Below are 20,807 nucleotides of genomic sequence, written 5' to 3'. Positions count from 1 at the left end.
GCCGGAAGGTGTCGAATCTAGTACTTTGATCACTTGTGATATTTATCTTTAGAATGGTGGTGGAAGTATGTTGGAATCTCCTCGAGTTAAAAATGTTTTAGATGAATTACTAAGAGGTAAGGAAATTAACCTAAGAGATAAGAAAATAGGCCCATATTCTAAAGATGGGATAGTAGTCTTAAAATGTTTGAGGGATTTTTCTGAACGTGAGTTCATTGCTCCGTTTGGTCAAGATAAACTTGCAACCTTAATAAGAGTATTTAATCAGGCGCTAACAGAAGTCGTTATCTCAGAGGCTTCAGACGATGTGCAACTTGATGAAGTATGTTCCTATAAGCTGGGGAAATTAAGAGCTTCCAACTTTAGAGGTCTTCAAATATTTAATGGCCCGGTGTTTGAATATAATTTTGATGGTAGAACTCAACTGATTTCTGGAAGCAATGGTACAGGTAAGTCATCAATCATGAATGCCATCGTCTGGCTATTTACTGGTAAATTATTATGGGATCGGACAGAACCGAGCATAGCTCCAGTAATATCTTTGTATGAAAAAAAAGAGAATAACTTAGAAGTCAATACCATAGGAAGAGTGTGGCCCTCTGAATGCGCATTACCATCTGTTGAACACGCAGTCAAGAATATGCAGAGTTATAATTGCTGGGTTGAAGTTGAACTGATTCCAAGTTCGGGAGGAGACGCAGTAATAATTAGGAGAGATTTAACAGGAGCTAAGAAATCAAAATTGTCTAACATGCCGATTTTGGACGATTTATCAATTGATTTGTCCCTTATAATGCCAGCAAAAGTAAATCATATTCAATTTACGGCTGATTCCGATCTTGCACAAATTTTTTTAAATGTAAGTGGGCTAGATTCAATGAATTACATTGGCATCTACGCAAAAGAAATGCAGAAAGCTTGTACAAGGTATATCACCCAAAAATCACTAGAAATAGACCGAATTGATCGAATAAATCGAGTTCTAGGTGAAAAAATATCATCCAGAATTCCCAATGATATTAAAGATGAATACGCTTCAATAGGTACTACGGGAGAATTAAAGGATAGAATTCATAAGAAACAAGAATGGTTAACCAAACAGGCTAATGAAAGGCTGATTAAGCTTAAGGAAGTATTAAAGCTTGAGGAGATTGAAGACTTTAATGTAAATGATGCATTTACTCAAAGGCTACTAACAAAAATCATTGCTGCCCATGAAGCAATCACTCAAAGCTCTGTTACAGAATGGAGTATAATAAAGGATTTCTCAAAATCAATACAGAGTTATAATGCATCTGAAATTATTGAATTCAGTACAGTAATTACTGAAACAACCGAGCAATTATTGCTAGCTCTCATTTGGTACGAAAAAAAGCAAGAAATAAAAAAGTTAGAGTTAATGTTGCAAGCTGTTAAACTGATTCCTATTGATTCTGATATATCAAACTGTCCACTTTGCGAAAGTATTTTAGAAGATAATAATTCTGTAAAAGCAGAACTAATTGCATTGAAAAATTTGGAAGACGAGGCTAGCCTTAATATAGTTGAAATTATCAAGCGTTGTTGTAATCGTTTAAAAAGTAAAGTACCACACTCATTAAATGTGGTGAATACGTCCGATTTTGTACAAAATTTCTCAAAAGATGTTAATGCATTCATATATCGTTTTTTAAACAATGGATTGGATGAACTTAAAGCAAATCTAGATCCTAAAATCAATGCGTTAGTCAGCTCAGTGAATTTTAAAGAATATTTGGATGAAGATATAGAAAGAACCATTAATAAGTTGGGAATAAATGATATTCACTGTATATTAGATGATTATACAGTCCTAGCTAATGAATATCTTGATAAAATCACTGTACTAAATTGGATTAACACTAACTTCGATTCGTTTAAAATAGACATTGATAATACCTTGGGATATGGTAATACTCCTCATTCCGATTCATTGATTCATATTCTCACGGTTTGCAAAGATATTGTTTTATCTATTAAACCCCTACAAGATGCTTGTCTGGAGATGGAGGAGTATAAAAATAATCTTATACTTAAGGGAAAACTATTTAATGAGCATCAAATTATAGAACGAATTAAGCAAGCGCTAATAGAATTAGAGTCACAGAAAGAATTGGCTGATAATTTGTTAGCTGACGATTTGGACAAGGTTATTTCTCGAATACAAATAATCTATGGAGAGTTGTACGGGACCGATGAATTCCCTTTAAAAATAATCGAACCTGTAAGATCAGGTCGTCAAATTGATATGAAATTTTTAGTAGAGCACAGAGGGATACTAGTAGAGGCTGCACCATTAATTAATGCTTCTCGTATAAGAGCACTATTATGGGCATATATATTTGCTATGTCAGAAATAAGAAGTGAAAGCACACAAAGGACTTGGTTAAACTTTACTTTATTAGATGATCCATTAACTTCACTTGATGAAGGGCATAGGACTAGGTTTGCTAGACGAGTATTTGATACCCAAAGAAAAAATCAATTTATTATAACCTCTCATGACCCAGATTGGCCAAGACACATGAAGCAATATGGAGTAAATCCTCAAATTCAGCGTATTAAGTCTTTGAGCATTGTAAGAGATGTTATTGATATCAAGGGTTGGAAAGCAGAAGTTGATATAGATTTGAAATCATGGAACGAAGATAAGAAAGATGAGCAATTAGCAAAAAGGTTTGTCGAATCAGTAAGAGTTTGGATTGAAGATGAGCTCAAGGATATTCTTGTTTATGCTCCAACCTCACCAAAAGTGGACGATAATTTAGATGGTTTAATGAAGAAATTAAATGATGCAATCAGTAGAGTTAACTTTTATAAATCCGCTTATTATCGGGAGCTTTATACAGAGTTGAAGAAACTTCCAAAAGATATACATAACGCTCATCACGGAGGAGCTTTGCGTAGTAGAATTTATTGTGATGAAGCTGATATCATTTCACAAAGCTATACGAAAATATCGTCCTTTTTAGATCTATGCTGGGATGATTTTAGAAGTAAAATCTACACTGTTTCAAAATCAGATTTAAATCCTTTAAGCATATAAAAATTAATCATAAAGTTTATTGGAGAGGGAGAAATGTTCCAGGATAAATCATTAGATGAAACCCTTAAAATTATACAGGAAGGGCTTTGGCATTTGAAAGACACTACTTCGATGATAGCTTTAGAGCATCTAGATGCAATAGCAAAAAAATATGAGTTTACACTAGCAGATTCTCTTCAAAGTATCGAAAATATATTGAATTTCAATGATTGCACAGGTATTTATTATTTTGAGGCAAAATTTAATAATCTTTATGCTAAATGGTTGATAGAACAAGGAGAGCAGTACTATAACTTAATTGAACGTAGAGAAAAGTTTTTCTTTTACATCCAGGAGATTTGGTTTGAAAATAGAAGCGGTAATACACCCCGGCTTTCGGTGAAAAGGTTCATGAAACATTTTGTGGCGCGTAAAGGCGGAAAAAACCTTTTTTTAGATGGGTGGATTCCTCTATATATCGGAAAAGCACGAAACGATAGTTTTTCCTCGAATAAAGGGATAAGGTATAGAATTATTGAGCATATTTATGCAGATTATAGGACAACTTCCGATCAACTCTACAGTATGCGGTTAAATGACTTGAACAGTACTTTCAAGGATGTTGATTTTAGAGTTTCTTATGTTGAATTGGAAAAATTTGATGAAGATTATTTATACCATCTTGTTTATTTTATTGAGAAAGAACTACGGTATAGAATAAAGCCCATTATAGGTAAACAATAAAACTAGCTTTTTTGTCACATTTTTAACTAGTTCAAGAGCACAGGGATAATCGAACGTAGGAATTAAAATTTACTTGGAGCGGCACAGAATAAGACATCCATGTGAAAGATGGAGAGTTGAAAATGAAGCGTTAATTCTTGAGGATTGGCTATAAAACCATTGGTAGGTTGAATTCTGTACTTGAAACACCGTTATATGTAATTTCAATAATGCAACTATGTAAAGCTTGCATGATTGGAGCGTTAGAAATAATTATGAATGATCGCATTGAGCTTCTAAAACTTGATTGTTAAAATCAAGAAACTACGTTAAAAGGTACAACTACAGAAAAAAATGGGGTGTTATTTTGAGTAAAATTATTATTAAAAGACTTTATATTAACCCGCAACTTACAATAAATTTTAACGAGGGACAAAACTATATTATCGGATTAAATGGTTCAGGTAAAACAACTTTGTTTAACTTGATTCAATATTTATTAGGTCTGAAAGGTAACTTTACGAGATTAATAAATTACTTGTCACTCGATTCCCCTTATTTGGAATGCAAGTTTAAAGATAAGAGTGTGCGTATTTCGAGAAAATTACCTTCTAATATGATTTTTTTTGAAGGGGATATACATAGGCAAGCCCGAGCAAACTCAATTGAGCTAAATCAAATATATACTGAATTAATGAATATAAAATTTGTTTCACCATTTAATGAACTTGCTACGCTTGATATATTGGGACATTCTTTTTATGCTGAACTGGATATTAAAGGGAATAGCAGAGAGAAGCAGGACACATACCATAAGATTGTTGGCTATAATTCAGAATACCTAGAATCAATAGAAAAGGATATCAAAACAATAGAAAATGAAGTAGCATTTGATAACCATGGATTAAAATTGGTTGAGAAATACAAAAACGGCGTAGAGAATTCCATAGCAAAAATCATCGAAGATAATACAATAAACAAGTTGAACGACATAATAAGTTTTGAATATAAAAAAATTAAAGAAAAAATAATTGAAAATAATAATTTAATGGAGAGAGCACGTACTATTTTAATACAAGAAAAGGAATTTAGCGAAGAGTTCATCAATGAACAATTATCAATTATTGATGCTTTTTTTTACCATACAATGAATCATTTAACCAAGCGGAATGAGAATCTCTATGATTTTAAAGATGTCATGAAGCAAAGGAATTTTAATTCCTTTTCATATGGGTACAAGAATATCATCCTTTTCGTTTTAAGGTTAACCTTTTGTAGGGATTTGAAAGATTTAAAATATAATAATGGTGCGGGAATACTAGTAACAGATGATTTACTTTCTGTAAATGATGCTGATTCTTCTTCAGGAGTTACTGAAAAAATTACTGAAGTTGTGAATGATGGTGCGCTCCAATATATCAGTTTCAGCCGTTATAATAGCTATATTCCCAAGGAGCATGTGGTTTTTGAGATTTCTGGCATACAAGGAGGAGGTATCTTTGAAAGATAAAAGTAAACTTTCTGTGATAGTTGCTATTATTAGTTCCTTCATATCTTTATTAGTATTATTATTTGGTAATAATATATACGATAGATTTAATAATAACTCTACGTTAATAATTGAAACTAGTAAGACCAACCAATTTTTACCTGACGAGCTACTCGGAATAATGAATGATAATGCTATCAAGAACAATAATAGGACATCTGCTGATTCATTAAGAGTCATAAAAATTAAAAATAAAGGAATTTCTTCAAAAAATTTAAGAATCCAGTTAGATTTAGATGGTTCAATATTCGATTATAAAATTGAGAGTACTGAATCAATTAAAGACAGCAGCATTAGCGCTAACTCAACAGTAATTGTTAATATGGATAGGTTATCTCAAAATGCTTCTATAGAATTAATAATATGGTTTCATGAAGATTATAAAAATTTCTATGCCTCTTATTCCGATGACATTTCGAGTAATAAAATTCCATATAACGAGAATAAAAATACAACTAAAAAGTCAATTGTTATCATAATTTTAGTTGTAATACTTATTGAGTCTGTATTATTTATAATTAATTCACTTAGACGAATGAATATAGCTAAAAAAGAACGAGAAAAGACTGAACTTCTAGACTATGTTTTAACTGGAATCAATAATAGCTTTTCAGAAGAAGATACAACAATTAGTGAATCTGAAAGTAAATCACCTAGTCCATCAGAAAAAGACCACGCATTGGAAAGATTAAGTAAATTAATAGAGAAAAAAAGCTAATCTTATTGGATTAGTAGATTATGCTGGAGTCATTCCAGAATAGCCGTTCCCGCATAGAAAATGTTGCTTGAAGAAGCCATCATTCACAGGTACAAAGGTGGCATGAGCACATGCGAGGTCGCCAAGTTTATTGGTCTACCAGAATCCCTTGTCCAGACTGGCTTTACAGTCGATGATTCGATACATAGAACAAGCTCAAAATACCGATTTGAAGATTCAGGGGCTCTATTTGATGTGATTCAAACGAGGACATAAAAAAGAGTGGAAACATATAGCTCCTGCTCAATTATTTGCTAACACTTTTGCTAACATGGCTACATATCCCAATCCTCGAACATAAAGTGTACGGAACATAAAAAAGTGCCTTCAACCCGCATGGCTAAAGGCTTTATGCGCGATCTTCTCGTAGCGTAGAAAAGGCACTAAAAGGACTACTTCAAGACTTAAAATCCTGCGGTACGTGAGTACCGTACGGGTTCGACCCCCGTCCTCGGCATCATAGTGAAAACCTTGAGAAATCAAGGTTTTTTTGTTTTTCTTGAGTAAAGCTTCCATCAAAAGCTAAGGTTCACTCCTTTTCAGTGCTTGTCTAATCACAAGTTCTGGAGAGGAGTTTTTTAATATGTAAGATTTCATGAACCGCCGTATATCAAACGGTAAGCAGAGTGGTATGAGAGATCCGAGCCTTTTGATTACTGTCGAATAACATCTTAATTTGTTGTATTATTAATTAATCTAGTTTTCAAGAACCAAGGAGGGTTAAAGTTTGCTTACACTGAGAAGAGCCGACCCGCGTCAAAGTAAAAAGCTCAGTCTTACATCGCTGCTTACGGGCTTGGTTACGCTGGTGGTTCTACTAACCTCAAGCATCCTTCTGATTGGCTCTTACGAGTCTAAAAAACAATCATTGATGGAGACTACACTCCATCTGAATTACTACAACGCTGACCGAATGACCAAAACAATGGATTCCTTATTTCAGTCCATGCGCAGCAGTTTGGAATACAGTGCTGACACACTCTCCGATGACGAAACCTCAACGCCGAAGCAAGTGGATGATAATTTGGAACTGATGCGCAATAGTAGCAATTACTTCAATTCTATCGCCGTGCTCGATGCCGACGGGCTGATCCGCAATGTAGTACCGACTAGTTTGGGGTCAGTAGGAAACCATATTACTTCTAAGGTCGGTTTAGAAGCTCTGGCGTTAAAAAAACCTTACATATCCTCCCCCTACATGACCCAAACCACAAAGAGACTAATCGTTTTTATGAGTCAGCCGATTTTTAGCAAGAATGGTACATATCGCGGTATTTTGAGCGGCACATTTTATCTGCAGGAGAACAATATTTTGTCTATGATTTTTGGCGACAATAACGTGGACGATTCTGGCTCCTATTATTATATTGTGGATTCAAGCGGGCATCTGTTGTACCACCCGGATAAGCAGCTCATTGGGAAGGATGTCAGCAATAACAAGGTTGTGCAGAAACTCATGAATGGGGAGAGTGGGGAACAGCAAGTGCGTAACACCCGTGACGTTGAAATGCTTGCCGGATACTCCAGCGTTCCAGCCAACGGATGGGGAATTGTGGTCGTTTCGCCGATTAGTGTCATCCATCATCAACTGATGGGGCACCTTCGGACCATTCTCTGGTATTCGTTGTTTCCGTTCATTATCCTCCTGATGGGCGTCATTCTCGTAGCACGCAAGCTGGCCCGGCCTTTTGTGTACCTGGCAAATCTGGTGAGCAGGATGGGCAAGGAGAAGATTGAATTGCCAGAAGCGAAGCCGCAATGGAGCCGAGAGGCAGATCTGCTGACCAAGGCTGTGTTGCTTGCCGTGACGGATATTCAGAAGCAGACGGATCAACTGACCCAAGAGGCTACGACGGATGCTCTGACCGGTTTAATGAACCGGAGATCGTTAGAGTATACGATGAGTCAGTGGATGGACTCAGGACAACCGTTTTCGCTCATTGTATTGGATGTAGACAAATTCAAACTCGTGAACGACACTTACGGTCATCTCATCGGCGACGAAGTGCTGAAACATGTAGCCAAAGTTATAGTTACCTCGGTTCGTCCAGACGATGTTTGCTACCGCTACGGCGGTGAAGAGTTCATCATCTTGCTAGCCCACACAAGACCTGAGGAAGCTTTCATCATAGCTGAAAGAGTCCGGCGGGCAATGGAACAAAGCAGGGGGCCAATCGAGACACAGGTTACAATCTCTCTAGGAATCGCCCATTATCCTTTTCATACATTGGAGCGGGAGGGGCTGCTGGAGAAGGCGGATCAGGCGTTATACTTGGCCAAGAGCAGGGGAAGAAACCAGACGATGGTCGCTGATGTTTGAAACAATGGCTCGAAATATGCGGTGCATACCCCCGTCCTTGGCATCACAGTGAAAACCTTAGAAATACAGAATTTGCGTAGAAGAATATAAACCTCCTTTGCTATATCTGACTAAATCAGATGAAGTAGAAGGAGGTTTTGTCAATGGCTATACGTTTAACAAAAGTTAAAAAGGCAGCAATAGCAATAATGGAAGAAGCATTAGGCAGTCTATCAATTAGAAGAAAGCGAATAACCTCAATGAACAAACAATCCTTGATTACCCATACATATCAATCTACGCTTCAAACATCTCCCCGACTCTACAGAATCAGATGATGAGTTTAGCCGTCAACTATGCTCATTTGTGCATATCCTGTTGTGCTGTACGTGCTAGCCGGAGCCCCATATGCAGTGTTTGAATTCAGTTTAGTGAGATATAGTTTTCCACCTTGCGGTAAGTTATTTGCACAACCCACATCCGCACCAGTGTTGATATTAGTGAAACCGGCAGTGACGCTCCGAAATTTGAGGGTTCAAATAAGTAGACAAACCCAACATATTTCGCGGTTAGGGATGAAAATCATAAGTTTGGGGTTTAGTTAACTGTTCTTTGCGCACATTTTCTTTCAATTAAGGTACATCGCATCGGCCACTAGACGCTCCAGTACTGCCTTCGAGGCAGTGGCTTCCTTTGCGCCCGATGCTCTAACGACCAACTGTACCGGCTTGCCAGAGCGGAGATGTTTGTCTGCCTGGCAAAGCTTCGTGTCATCATTATGTTCTTCGATATGCGCGGTGAAGCGCAGTTCCTTGACCTTCTCTTTACTGTTTCACCTGGACATTCGTCCGGTATCCACCTTGAATGCCACCGCTTTTCCTTGCCTTTCGCCATCAGGCTGCACGGCGGCAGGCTACTCATCGGCGAGGTGCACACCAAATATGCTCCTTGTGAACGGGCCATTGCCAGCGCCTCCTCTCTGGAGGCGACCCCGAGCTTCTCGCCCCTAAGTCCGGTCAACACCACCTCCAATGCTCTTATCTGTTCATTGATTTATATTGTCACAAAACTGAAGCCTCTCTTGAAAAAAATGATAAAGCTATCATATATGGAACATGATTTTGGTTCAATTATCTACTTGTAAGTAATGCACATTGATGTTGGTCCCATAGTCTTTGGTAATTATAAAATCATGTATTCCCTTTAATGGATCTAACTGGATATAAACGTTCACAAAGTATTCCTTGGAAGGGATAAACTGTTTGTGTAAGTATTCACAATTATTCTACCTTGCAGTATTATAATATAAGTTGATCGCAATAACCAAAATTTAACTATACAGGGGGAAACAAGCTTGAAAAAAATTAGTTATTTATTTGTAGTCTTTGCAATGCTGTTTCAATTGATTCCACCGCTATCAGCTTCGGCAGCGGTAACTGCATACAAAGGGGGAGTATTGGATGGTCTTCCTATGAATGTGGGAGTCAGTGTAGGTAGTGCTTCCTATACTGTCTCAGAATTAACAGATAACAATGCCGCTACAGTTAAAAACATGGGTACAAGTATTGCTTGGTATACTTTCTCTGCACCACAAGATATTGAAGCAGTTATTATAAATAACGTGTCGAGCAGCTATAGTTCAAAGATAGAATTCTACGATAACAATAATACTAAAATCGGTGAGTACATTCCTGTTACGAATGATGGAGTAGAAACACTTTCGAATCCCATAACAGGTGTGTATACGGTTGTGCTTAAATCAACGTCTACTACCAACTTATATGTACGTGAATTCAACGTATACACAACTCCAACAGCTGTACCTAATGTCCCGACAATTAATTTTTCTGCAGGATGGGACAAAGTAACTGAAATTAATTGGACTTCGACCGGAGCGAAAGCGTACAACGTCAAACGCTCTACATCAGCTACTGGACCATTCGCTACTATTGCTACCGATGTAAAGGGAACAAGCTACAGCGATACTACAGTTGCAAATGGTACAACATATTATTATGTCGTCGCCTCTAGTAATGAAGCAGGTGAAAGTGTTAACTCCACTGTATCGGCTGCCGTACAACCCAATGCAACGAAATATACCGGAGGATTATTAGATCGATTGCCAATCAATGTAGGCGCATCGGTAGGCACGACAGCTTATACGGTGCGAGAATTAACAGATAACAATGCCTCTACAGTTAAAAACATGGGTACAAACATTGCTTGGTATACGTTCTCTACACCACAAGATATTGAAGCAGTTATTATAAATAACGCGTCGAGCAGCTACAGTTCAAATATAGAATTCTACGATAACAATAATACTAAAATCGGTGAGTACACTCCTGTTACGAATGATGGAGTAGAAACACTCTCGAGTCCTGTAACAGGTGTATATGCGGTTGTGCTTAAATCAACGTCCAACTTATATCTACGTGAATTCAACCTATTCTCAAATCCAACGGCTGCACCTTATGCACCGACAATTAGTTTTTCTGCAGGATGGGATAAATTAACTGAAATTGTTTGGACTTCTACTGGAGCAAAATGGTATAACGTCAAACGGTCTACGTCAGCTACTGGACCATTCGCTACAATCGCTACCGATGTAAAGGGAACAAGCTACAGCGATTCCACGGTTACAAATGGAACAACATATTACTATGTCGTCACTAGTAACAATGAAGCAGGTGAAAGCGGAAATTCAAATGTGATGAGTGCGCAACCCAATGCAACGAAATATACCGGAGGATTATTAGATCGATTGCCAATCAATGTAGGCGTATCGGTAGGCACGACAGCTAATACAGTGCGAGAATTAACAGATAACAATGCAGCTACATTAAAAAATATGGGTACCAACATTGCTTGGTATACGTTCTCTGCACCACAGGATATTGAAGCGGTTATTGTAAATAACGCGTCGAGTAGTTATAAATCACTAATACAATTCTACGACAAAAATAATATCAAAATCGGTGAATACACTCCTGCTGCGAATGATGTAATTGAAACACTTCCGAGTCGTTTAACAGGTGTGTATACCGTTGTAATCAAATCAACGACTACTGCCAACTTGTATGTACGTGAATTCAACGTTTTCGGAGAGGCAAGCCCAATTCCGCATCTTACTGCGACTGCTGGGAATGCTAAAGTTACTTTGAATTGGGATGCTGCCGTGGCTAATGCTACAGGTTACATTGTAAAACGAAGTGACACAGCGGGTGGTCCTTACATTGATATCCAAACCGTTACAGGCACTACTTACACCTACTTGGATAGTAATGTTATAAATGGTGAAACCTACTATTATACTGTTATAGGGAAAATAGGTACAGGCGAAAGCGGCCTCTCCAATGAGGTTTCTGCTACACCTAATTTTGAAATGAAAGTACCGACGAATCTCACTGCGGTAGGTGGAAACAAACAGGTAACGTTAAAGTGGGAAGCTGTAAATGGTGCTACTGGATACATTGTGAAACGTGGAACAGCAGCAGGAGGGCCGTATTCTTTGAAATTAGTTACTGTTCCTTCAACCACACTAACCTATTTGGATACCAATGTAGTGAACGAAACAACCTATTATTATGTAGTGACTGCTTTGTACGGACAAACGGAGAGTGCCAATTCAAATGAAGCTTCCGCTAAGCCTACCGTGGGTGATGTGGGTGAAGACAATGGTGACAGAGCTCTCCTGTTCATCATGCTTAACACCGGAGAGCAGAAAGAATATGATGTGTCCATCGCAGTAGTTAATGCTTTCGTGGAATGGTATGAGAATCGTGGTACAGGCGTGGGTCCTGTAACCTTTGCAATCGACAAACAGTCCAATAACAAAGGTCCTTTTAAAAGTCGTAAAGACTATATTATTTACGATAAAATCATTACTTTTGAAGTAAATGAATATACATCAGTGCCAACACCACCATCCTCAAAAGAATAACAATCATAAGTAGTAATAAGTGAAAGTGGGTGTCCCAAAAGCCATGCATATGGTGGCTGGGACACCCTTTGTTTCATAGTAGGTTGAAGTTGTTGATTTGACAGACGCTCCGCTAACGGACCGTTGCTCCAATCGCTGATATGAACGAGACTATCAAACGCAATTGTAACTTCTTCGTTTTTCCCTCCGTCTGCAGTGAGTACACTACGAACTGTGCACGTGCATCTGTTAGGCACATAGCGATTGCATGGATTCTCTATTGCGGTTTTTCTCCTTGTCTTCTAACTCAGCTTCTCAATCCTTCTTATCTATTGGGTTTGGTGATCTCTAACCCTACAAATATTTACCCTCCGGCATTTAGCTTATGGCTTATCCTTGTCTTCTGGTTTCTTCGATTTCTCAAATATACCTGAATAAATTAATAGTTGACAGCATTTTTGAAAGCGGTTATATTTATCTCGTAAACAATACGTTATATAACGTTATATCAAAGGAGAGAATCAAATGACTACAAATCAGGTTGTTCAAAGTATCCGTGAAAAAGTGGCAGAGGAGATTTCAGAGGTATATTTTGTAGCTTGTGGGGGTTCACTGGTTGATATGTATCCCGCGAAATATTTTCTGGATAGTGAAGCGAAGAAACTGGTAGCGGGGCTCTATACGGCGAATGAGTTTGTTCATGCATTGCCTAAACGTCTGGGTACACAATCGGTAGTAATCGTTTGTTCCCATGGCGGAAATACACCGGAATCGGTAGCTGCGGCGCAAGTAGCCAAAGAGCATGGAGCGCACACCATTGGCCTAACCCATAACAAGGAAGCTGCGCTGCTGAATTACTCTGATTATTCTTTCTTGTATGCATGGGGAGATGACAGCAATGTCAAAAATAACCCGATGGCTATCATTCTGGATCTCGCTACTCAATTGTTAGATGTGGCTGAAGGGTATGCGCATATTGAAGCTTTTCAAAAAGGATTGGAAGCCATCGACGGCATTATTAACCAGGGTAAAAAGCAGGTCGCTCCACGTGCCCGAGTGTTTGCCGACAAATACCGTAATGAGGAGCTTTATTATATCTTGACGAGTGGAGCTTCGTACGGACATGCTTATGGATTTGCAATCTGTTCTTTGATGGAAATGCAATGGCTGCATGCTGCGGCAATTCACTCCGGTGAATTCTTCCATGGTCCTTTTGAAGTGACGGATAAAGAAACCCCATTCATCCTAATGATTAATGAAGGGCGCACCCGTGAGCTGGATGAACGGGCACGGACTTTCCTGAATCAGTATGCAGAGAAAGTCGAAGTGATTGATGCTAAAGAGCTGGGAATTGGTACAATTGCTGATGAAGTTGTGGAATTCTTTAATCCGGTATTATTCTACAGTATTATTTGTGTCTATCGCGAGGCTCTTGCCGAGGTGAGAAATCATCCGCTAGAAACCCGCCGATATATGGGGAAAGTAGCCTACTAATCGGGAGGATAAAACCATGAAAGTTCTAGGTATTGGCGATAATGTGGTAGACAAGTATGTTCATCAGCGTACGATGTATCCCGGCGGCAATGCGCTCAACTTTAGTGTTTTCGCCAAAGGTGAAGGAGCTGACGCGGCTTTCCTCGGTGTTTTCGGCGATGATGACGAGGCACGTCTTGTGGAAAATACGCTGCAGCAGCTGGAAATCGATATCTCACATTGCAGACATCATAGCGGAGAGAACGGATGTGCACGGGTAACCTTAGAGAATGGGGAACGGGTATTTCTGGGCAGCAACGAAGGCGGGGTTACCAGACTGAATCCAATAGCGTTGAGTGAAGCTGACAGAGAATATATCCGCGGGTTTGATATCATCCATACAGGGCTTTATAGTCACACCGGACATTTGCTGGCGGAGCTGAATGAACTGGGGATTCCCCTCTCTTTTGATTTCTCCGATGACTTCGAGGATGTGCAGGTAGAACGGTATATTGGCAATGCGGATTTTGCTTTCTTTTCCTGCAGCCATATGACGGATGAAGAGACGCAGAATTTTATTGAGACTAAACGCAGAAGAGAAGGCCAAGTATTGGTGGCAACACGCGGGGGAGACAGATCCATAGCCTATGATGGAACAAGCTTTTATTATCAGACCCCGGAGCTTATTGAGGCTGTTGATACGATGGGAGCAGGCGACTCTTATATTACTGCCTTTTTAATGAGTATGATTAAGGATGGTGATATTCAAGCTGCTATGCGGGAAGGCTCCAGATTAGCGGCCAAGAGCTGTATGGTGGAAGGTTCCTTTGGATTCGGGGCTTCTTATTAACAACGGATGCGTACTTATCTTTGCTTGTGAAAAAGAGGATCGTTTGTTACTCTAACAATAGAGTAATATAACGTTATATAACAAGTGAGGGTAAATCATGTTAAATTCAGAGCAGGCAGAGCCATTATATATTCAATTGAAAAAAGCGGTCCAATCCGCCATTGCGAACGGTACCTTTAATTCAGGAGATAAAATTCCTACTGAAATTGAGCTTAGTGAAACCTATAATGTTAGCCGAATTACTGTTAGAAAAGCTATAGAGGAATTGGTGAATGAGGGATATCTGACGAAACGCCAGGGCAAGGGCACTTTTGTCAATGCACAAAAGATCGGCCGCAAAATTGAGCATATCATCAGTTTTACGGCGGCCTGCAAAGCCAATGGAGTTTCATCGCACAGCATCGTTACAGAGAGAATTAAGCTTAAAGCTGATCAGGAAACCGCGGAGCGGCTGCAAATACAGCAGGGGGAACCGGTGTTATATATTCAACGTAAAAGATATGCCGGGGAGAGACCCCTAATGCTGGAAAATAACTATTATCCGTATGACCGTTTTTCTTTCTTAATGGATGAACAGCTTGAAGGATCGGTATATGAGCTGCTGCGGAACCGCTATCATATTGATCCCAATCAGCCAGGCGAATCAATATTGCAAATCACCTTGGCTGATGAACAGCAAGCGAAGTTACTGGAGATTCCCATTGGTGACCCTTTATTCTATATGAACACTATTATTTATGATCAGGACAGTCAGCCGGTTCATGTAGGCAAGCAGTACATTATCGGTGACCGTTATCAATTTACTTTATAATTCATTCTGCTTCTTGCGGTAAGCGGGAAGCAGAAGCTTCGATATAACGTTATAAGTCGTATTATTAATCGGCAGAAAGGCGTTGAAATCATGGAAGCAGTTAAACATGGTTTTGCAGATCGGGTACTATTGTCTAATGCAGTATTTACAGGAATAGAAGATGGCGTTTCACCAGCATTTATTGCCCTGCAAGGGGAGCGTATCGTCGCGGTTGGTCACCCGGCAGAAGCAGAGGAATGGATAGGACCGGCAACATTTGTTCATCATCTGAAGGATGCGTTCATTATGCCTGGTGTACATGATAACCATGTCTTTTTTACCGGTTACATGTCCATGCACCGTGGAGTGAATCTGACGAATGTCGCTACAATCCAAGAGGCTTTAGAGTTGCTAAAACAAGAGGCAGAAAAAACACCCTTAAAGCAAAATGTATACGCTTACGGGTGGAGTGAAGAGTGTTGGGGCGCGCTTCCGGGGCAAAGCTTATTAGACGAAGCTTTTACTGAAAGGGCTGTAATCGCCATTAATTTGATGAAAAGCTATTGTTGGATGAACAAGCTTGCCCAGGATAAGTATCAGTTTCTCCCTAACCAATGCAGCGCGGAATCACGCGCCCGTCTCCTTCATGACATGATGCAGGATCAGGAATTAGTCAGACAAGAGTTTTTGGACTTTGCCCGAATGCTTGCTAAGCGGGGTGTCACTTCGATAAAAGATATAGGTTTTGACAGGCATAGCGGTTTGCTGCCGGTTCTTGAAGAGCTGGAAGCAGCGGGAGAGCTGCCGTTGCGGGTCCATTTTGCGCTTGAACCTGTATTGCAGCCGATTGATATTTCCACGGGTTTGCAGTACAAAGGGCGTTATCAAGGAGAATTTCTTCGGTTTCAGGGATATAAGCTGATGTTGGATGGTGTGGTAGCTGATCATACGGGAGATATGCTGGAGCCTTATGCGGATATGCCAGGTGTTACAAACTTGCAGTCAGTTGATTACGAAGCTATTGAAGAGGCATTTCGGGCAGCAGACAGCCATGGAATGAAATGTTGTCTAACAGCTGAGGGGGATGCGGCAATTCGTAAGGCAGTAGACATGATCGAAGATTGCAATCGTAACCGGGGAGCACAGCGGATTAGGCATTCAATCAGCGATTTGGAATATCCACATCCCGATGACATTCAGAGGATGGGGGAGAATGGGATTTTTGCCGAGGTATATGCCCAGATCTTGCTCTTGAATCCTTCTTATGAGGATGCTTATATGGCTGCTGTGGCCGGAAAAGAAAATGAAAGCCGGTTTTATAATTACAAGTCCATGCTTGAGGCCAATGTTCCGATTACGATGGGTACAGATTTGCCGCTTTTCCTTACCAGTGTTCCTGATTCGCTCTATGCGGCTTCTTTTCGGCTGTTCCCTGATGGATCCCCTCCGGGAGGCTGGAATTTCGAGCAGGGGATGCCGGCATTAGAAGTCTTAAAGGCCTGGACGATAAACGGGGCCAGACATTGCGGTATGGAAAGTACAGGAACCTTGGAAGTTGGAAAAGCTGCTGATATCGCTGTATTTGACCGTAATCTTCTGGATACAGCTGCAACCGAGATTAGAGATGCACGTGTGATTTTAACAATTACTGCCGGTCAAATCACCTATGATGCTGCCAGGAACGAGGGGTAGAAATGGAAACGGTTAAACGTAAAATAAAATGGTCCCTTCCTCATAGTTATACATTGATTTTTCTGATTATCGTGGCTATTGCCGGATTAACCTGGATTGTCCCGAGCGGCCAATTTGACCGCCAGGAAGTTCTGGTGGATGGTTCCTCCAGAACAGCCATCATCCCGGGAACCTATCATACCGTTCCCAAAATCAGTGAGCAAGGGGATTTGCGACAAGGATTTGCCCAAATTGCCAGTGCGCCGTTAGAAGGAATCATCAATGCTGCTGATGTCGTCGCCTTCGTCCTGATTGTAGGGGGAGCTTTTGGAGTTATTCTACAGACTGGGGCGATTGACCGGGCACTGATGGCTTTAGCCGGAAGACTCAAAAGTAAAGGGATATTACTGATTCCGATAGCCATGGTGATTTTCAGCCTGGGGGGTTCCACCTTTGGGATGAGTGAAGAAATTATTCCGCTTTATGCCATTTTTATACCCTTAATGTTTGCTTTGGGCTTTGACTCCATGACGGCGATTCTAATTTTATTTCTCGGAACACAGATCGGCTATGTCGGATCAACCGTTAATCCTTTCTCTGTATTGATTGCGCAAGGCGTAGCAGGGGTGCAGGGAAATCCACAGCTATGGCTGAGATTTATTGAATGGGTTGTTTTTACTGCGATATCGATCGGTTTTACGATGTGGTATGCGCAACGGGTGAAGAAGAATCCGGAGAAATCAGCGGTATTCCAAAATGATATTCTAAACCGCCAACACTTCATCAAGGAGAACGATGGGATAGAAGTAAGTTTCTCGAATCGGGATAAATTAATTATTGGCGGCTTCATCTTTACTTTGGGGCTTATTGTCTGGGGAATACTGAGCAAAGGCTGGTATATGACCGAGATCGGAGCGCTTTTCTTTGCACTTGGTATTTTTTCGGGGATTGTAACCAGGATGAGTCAAAAGGAAATTGCCGAGAATTTTGTTAAAGGTTGCGGAGAATTTATCTACGCTGCTGTGATCATCGGTTTGGCCCGGGGGATCCTCGTCGTTGCAGAGAACGGGATGATTATCGATACCATTTTGAATGGCCTGGCTACTATGCTTAAGGGTTTGCCGAATTACTTGTTCACCACCATCATGCTGGTCGTGCATAATATTATTACGTTCTTGGTTCCTTCTTCATCCGGAGAGGCGGCCTTGACGATGCCTGTGCTTGCACCATTAGGCGATCTTGTGGGTGTTAATCGCGAAGCGGTAGTAACCGCATACCAATTTGGAAATGGATTAACGAATCTCATTTCGCCAACAGGCGGTGTGCTGCTGGCAGGTTTGGCCATCGCCCGGATCAATTTTGGACAATGGTTAAAGGTAATACTCAAGCTGTTTCCGATTCTTTGGCTGGTGGCGGCAATCTTTGCTGCAGTTTCCTCAGCTGTGGGCATGTAGTGGATAACATATTGCAAAGCCATGCGGGATTTCCCGCAGAAGATAATCAAAATCCCAAGGTCATACTGACCTTGGGATTTTTGACTCTACATATTGATCCTATTACCCTCACATCACACTCTCCTCTTTGTTGTATATTTCCTCCTGATTTGTGGCCACAAATAATGTATGCTAAGAATTTAATCCGTTATTTACCTATCCGTCAGTTTCTGCCGTTCCAAACAGCAGAATACAAACTGTTCAGAAGATAACGCTTCCACGTATGATGTATTCATAACCAGCTGAGTGCTTCATCCGATACTAGTATCACAAATGAGGGAATTTAAGGTGAGAGAATATACGATTGTTAATATTTTATATACCCGCAAGAGTCCTGTGCGCATGAGTGAGCTGATTGCCGAAGTGGGGTTGTCCGAACGGACTCTCCGTGACGTGATCCGTGCACTCGACAAAACAGGAGAGGCGAATGGTTTCGGTATCCGTATGATCCGCGGCCAGGGTTATCTACTGGAGATTGGCGATGAAGCCAAATTCAGTAGCTACCAGGAAAAAGGAATGCTGCAGCTGGATCAGGTGGATCTCGATAATAAGCAATCACGCCAGCAGTATTTACTATTCTATCTCTTGCAGAACGATAGCTATCAGTCTATGGATAACATGGCGGAAGAAATCGGCGTTAGCCGTTCTACTATTATTTCCGATCTGAAGGAAGTAGAGCAGCGACTTGCCGCTTTCCGGCTTAGCTTGAAACGCCGGGCTCATTATGGCATGAAAATCGAGGGGGAAGAGCAAGACTTCCGTAAAGCCTTTTCTTACTTTATCTTGCAATCGGGTCATACGCTGCAGCATACGGAGGATTTTCATGCTTTTAGTCAGGACTTCGATGCTGAGCAGCTTAAGGGATTTCTACTGCAAATCCTCAAGGAAAAAGAACTGAAGATCTCGGATGTGTTTCTGGATAATATCTTGACCCATCTGTTCATTCTTCTTTACAGAGTTTCCAAGCACAATTTCATTGTGGCTGGACAAGCCTTGCAGGGAACACCTGAGCCGCTGTATCAGGATATTGCCGGGAGTATTGCAGATTTCATCTCCTCTCAATACCAGATTAAGCTTCCGGCGGATGAGATTGATTATTTGGCGCTGCACATTTCTGGCAAGACCATTATGGAACGGATGTCGGAAGAGACCAAATCGCATCTGCGGGAGGGAATCACGGCTATTCTGGAGCGCTTGGACCGCGAGTTCCTTACTGGATTCACTCAAGATCAAGAGCTGCGCGAAGCACTGCTATTGCATATGTTCCCGCTGCTGAACCGGTTGTATTACAATCTTCAGCTCGGCAACCCATTGGTGGAGGATGTTTACAGCCAGTATGCCAATGTGTTCGTCATTTCCTTCCGCTTCGCTGAGATTGTAGAGGAGCAGTACGGGTTTCGGATGTCGCGCGATGAGGCAGGGTATGTCGCGTTGCATTTTGCCACCCATCTGGAACGGATGCAGCAGCGCAATCTGGAGAAGTTCAAGCGGATTGCCGTGATCTGCTCGACAGGAGGGGGCAGTGCCCAGTTAATCCGGCTGAAGCTGGAAGCGGTATTCCCCAAAGCGTCGGTGATCACAGCCTCCATCACGGAGGTGGAGGAGATCAGCAGCAAGCCTGTGGATCTGATTCTCTCTACTGTACCGCTGGCAACAGAGATTAAGGAAAAACCGGTGATCCATATCAAACAGCTGCTGGATGATCAAGAGATTCAGCGGATCAAAGAAATATTGTCTTTGCAGATTAATCGCACAGAACCGTCCTACAAGCTGATGGATTTCAAGGATTTGTTCCGCAGGGAGCTGTTTCATCTGTCTGGTTCGGACGAAGATTACATGGAGCTGTTAAAGCAGCGCTGCCGGGAGATCGTGGGCAATCATTATGCAGCTGACGATTTTCCCGAACAAGTGCTGCTCAGAGAGCAGAAATTCACCACCATTTACAAAAATGGGGTGGCCGGCCCGCATCCGATGCGGATGAGCGCGATCCGCGACTGTATCAGTGTAACCGTGTTGAAGAAACCGCTGATCTATGAGGGGAAGCCGGTCCAGTTGATTTTTCTGATCAATCTGGGTCCGGGGCAGTTGTTCCTGCACAAAGAGATCAGCAAGCTGCTACTGGTTCTAATGGAGAAGGAAGACAGTCGCAATCGGCTGCTAAACACGAATAGTTATGAGCAATTTATGAATGAGATAGAGAACCTACTATAAATAAAATGACGATACGGAGTGGAGAA

13 protein-coding genes are annotated in these 20,807 nt (G+C 40.9%); 12 read left to right on the top strand and 1 reads right to left on the bottom strand.

Going from position 1 to position 20,807, the window contains the following annotated elements; all coding sequences use genetic code 11:
* Positions 1-67 precede the first annotated feature (67 nt).
* The 5 genes from MHH50_RS22820 (at position 68) to MHH50_RS22800 (ending at position 8,392) form a co-directional block, all read left to right on the top strand.
* Positions 68-3,064 carry an ATP-binding protein gene (locus tag MHH50_RS22820; RefSeq protein WP_340033445.1) on the top strand — a complete coding sequence of 999 codons (2,997 nt, stop codon included), beginning with the start codon at positions 68-70 and terminating at the stop codon, positions 3,062-3,064.
* Between the two features lie 33 nt (positions 3,065-3,097).
* Entirely contained in the window at positions 3,098-3,787 is a 690-nt protein-coding gene (locus MHH50_RS22815) for a hypothetical protein (protein WP_340033444.1), read from the top strand.
* Positions 3,788-4,133: 346 nt separating this feature from the next.
* Entirely contained in the window at positions 4,134-5,276 is a 1,143-nt protein-coding gene (locus tag MHH50_RS22810; RefSeq protein WP_340033443.1) for a hypothetical protein, read from the top strand.
* Positions 5,266-6,033 carry a hypothetical protein gene (locus MHH50_RS22805; RefSeq protein WP_340033442.1) on the top strand — a complete coding sequence of 256 codons (768 nt, stop codon included), beginning with the start codon at positions 5,266-5,268 and terminating at the stop codon, positions 6,031-6,033. Before MHH50_RS22810 ends, MHH50_RS22805 begins: the two co-directional genes overlap by 11 nt.
* 766 nt (positions 6,034-6,799) lie before the next feature.
* Positions 6,800-8,392 (top strand): sensor domain-containing diguanylate cyclase, encoded by a 1,593-nt coding sequence (locus MHH50_RS22800; RefSeq protein WP_340033441.1) that lies wholly within the window; start codon positions 6,800-6,802, stop codon positions 8,390-8,392.
* Between the two features lie 633 nt (positions 8,393-9,025).
* On the opposite strand, the gene MHH50_RS22795 is transcribed toward MHH50_RS22800, so the two are convergent.
* Entirely contained in the window at positions 9,026-9,394 is a 369-nt protein-coding gene (locus MHH50_RS22795) for a hypothetical protein (RefSeq protein WP_340034633.1), read from the bottom strand.
* Between the two features lie 331 nt (positions 9,395-9,725).
* On the opposite strand from MHH50_RS22795, the gene MHH50_RS22790 reads away from it, so the two are divergent.
* From MHH50_RS22790 to MHH50_RS22760, 7 genes are all read left to right on the top strand, one after another.
* Positions 9,726-12,314, top strand: a complete 2,589-nt coding sequence (locus MHH50_RS22790) for a fibronectin type III domain-containing protein (RefSeq protein ID WP_340033440.1) — start codon at positions 9,726-9,728, stop codon at positions 12,312-12,314.
* Positions 12,315-12,818: 504 nt separating this feature from the next.
* Complete coding sequence (locus MHH50_RS22785) at positions 12,819-13,787, top strand: SIS domain-containing protein (RefSeq protein ID WP_340033439.1); 969 nt, start codon at positions 12,819-12,821, stop codon at positions 13,785-13,787.
* Between the two features lie 16 nt (positions 13,788-13,803).
* Positions 13,804-14,616 (top strand): fructoselysine 6-kinase, encoded by an 813-nt coding sequence (locus MHH50_RS22780; RefSeq protein ID WP_076276782.1) that lies wholly within the window; start codon positions 13,804-13,806, stop codon positions 14,614-14,616.
* A gap of 97 nt (positions 14,617-14,713) precedes the next feature.
* Positions 14,714-15,427: a GntR family transcriptional regulator gene (locus tag MHH50_RS22775; RefSeq protein WP_340033438.1), complete on the top strand. Its 714-nt coding sequence runs from the start codon at positions 14,714-14,716 to the stop codon at positions 15,425-15,427.
* A 90-nt stretch (positions 15,428-15,517) separates the two neighbouring features.
* Positions 15,518-17,098 carry an amidohydrolase family protein gene (locus MHH50_RS22770; protein ID WP_340033437.1) on the top strand — a complete coding sequence of 527 codons (1,581 nt, stop codon included), beginning with the start codon at positions 15,518-15,520 and terminating at the stop codon, positions 17,096-17,098.
* Between the two features lie 2 nt (positions 17,099-17,100).
* Positions 17,101-18,531 carry a YfcC family protein gene (locus tag MHH50_RS22765; protein WP_340033435.1) on the top strand — a complete coding sequence of 477 codons (1,431 nt, stop codon included), beginning with the start codon at positions 17,101-17,103 and terminating at the stop codon, positions 18,529-18,531.
* A 327-nt stretch (positions 18,532-18,858) separates the two neighbouring features.
* Positions 18,859-20,781: a BglG family transcription antiterminator gene (locus MHH50_RS22760; protein ID WP_076191835.1), complete on the top strand. Its 1,923-nt coding sequence runs from the start codon at positions 18,859-18,861 to the stop codon at positions 20,779-20,781.
* Positions 20,782-20,807: the final 26 nt, after the last annotated feature.

Source organism: Paenibacillus sp. FSL H3-0302 (assembly GCF_037982245.1).
GTDB classification, from domain to species: domain Bacteria; phylum Bacillota; class Bacilli; order Paenibacillales; family Paenibacillaceae; genus Paenibacillus_AQ; species Paenibacillus_AQ odorifer.
The sequence above is the reverse complement of the archived record's forward strand: the minus strand, read 5'-3'. Positions and strand labels throughout refer to the sequence as shown.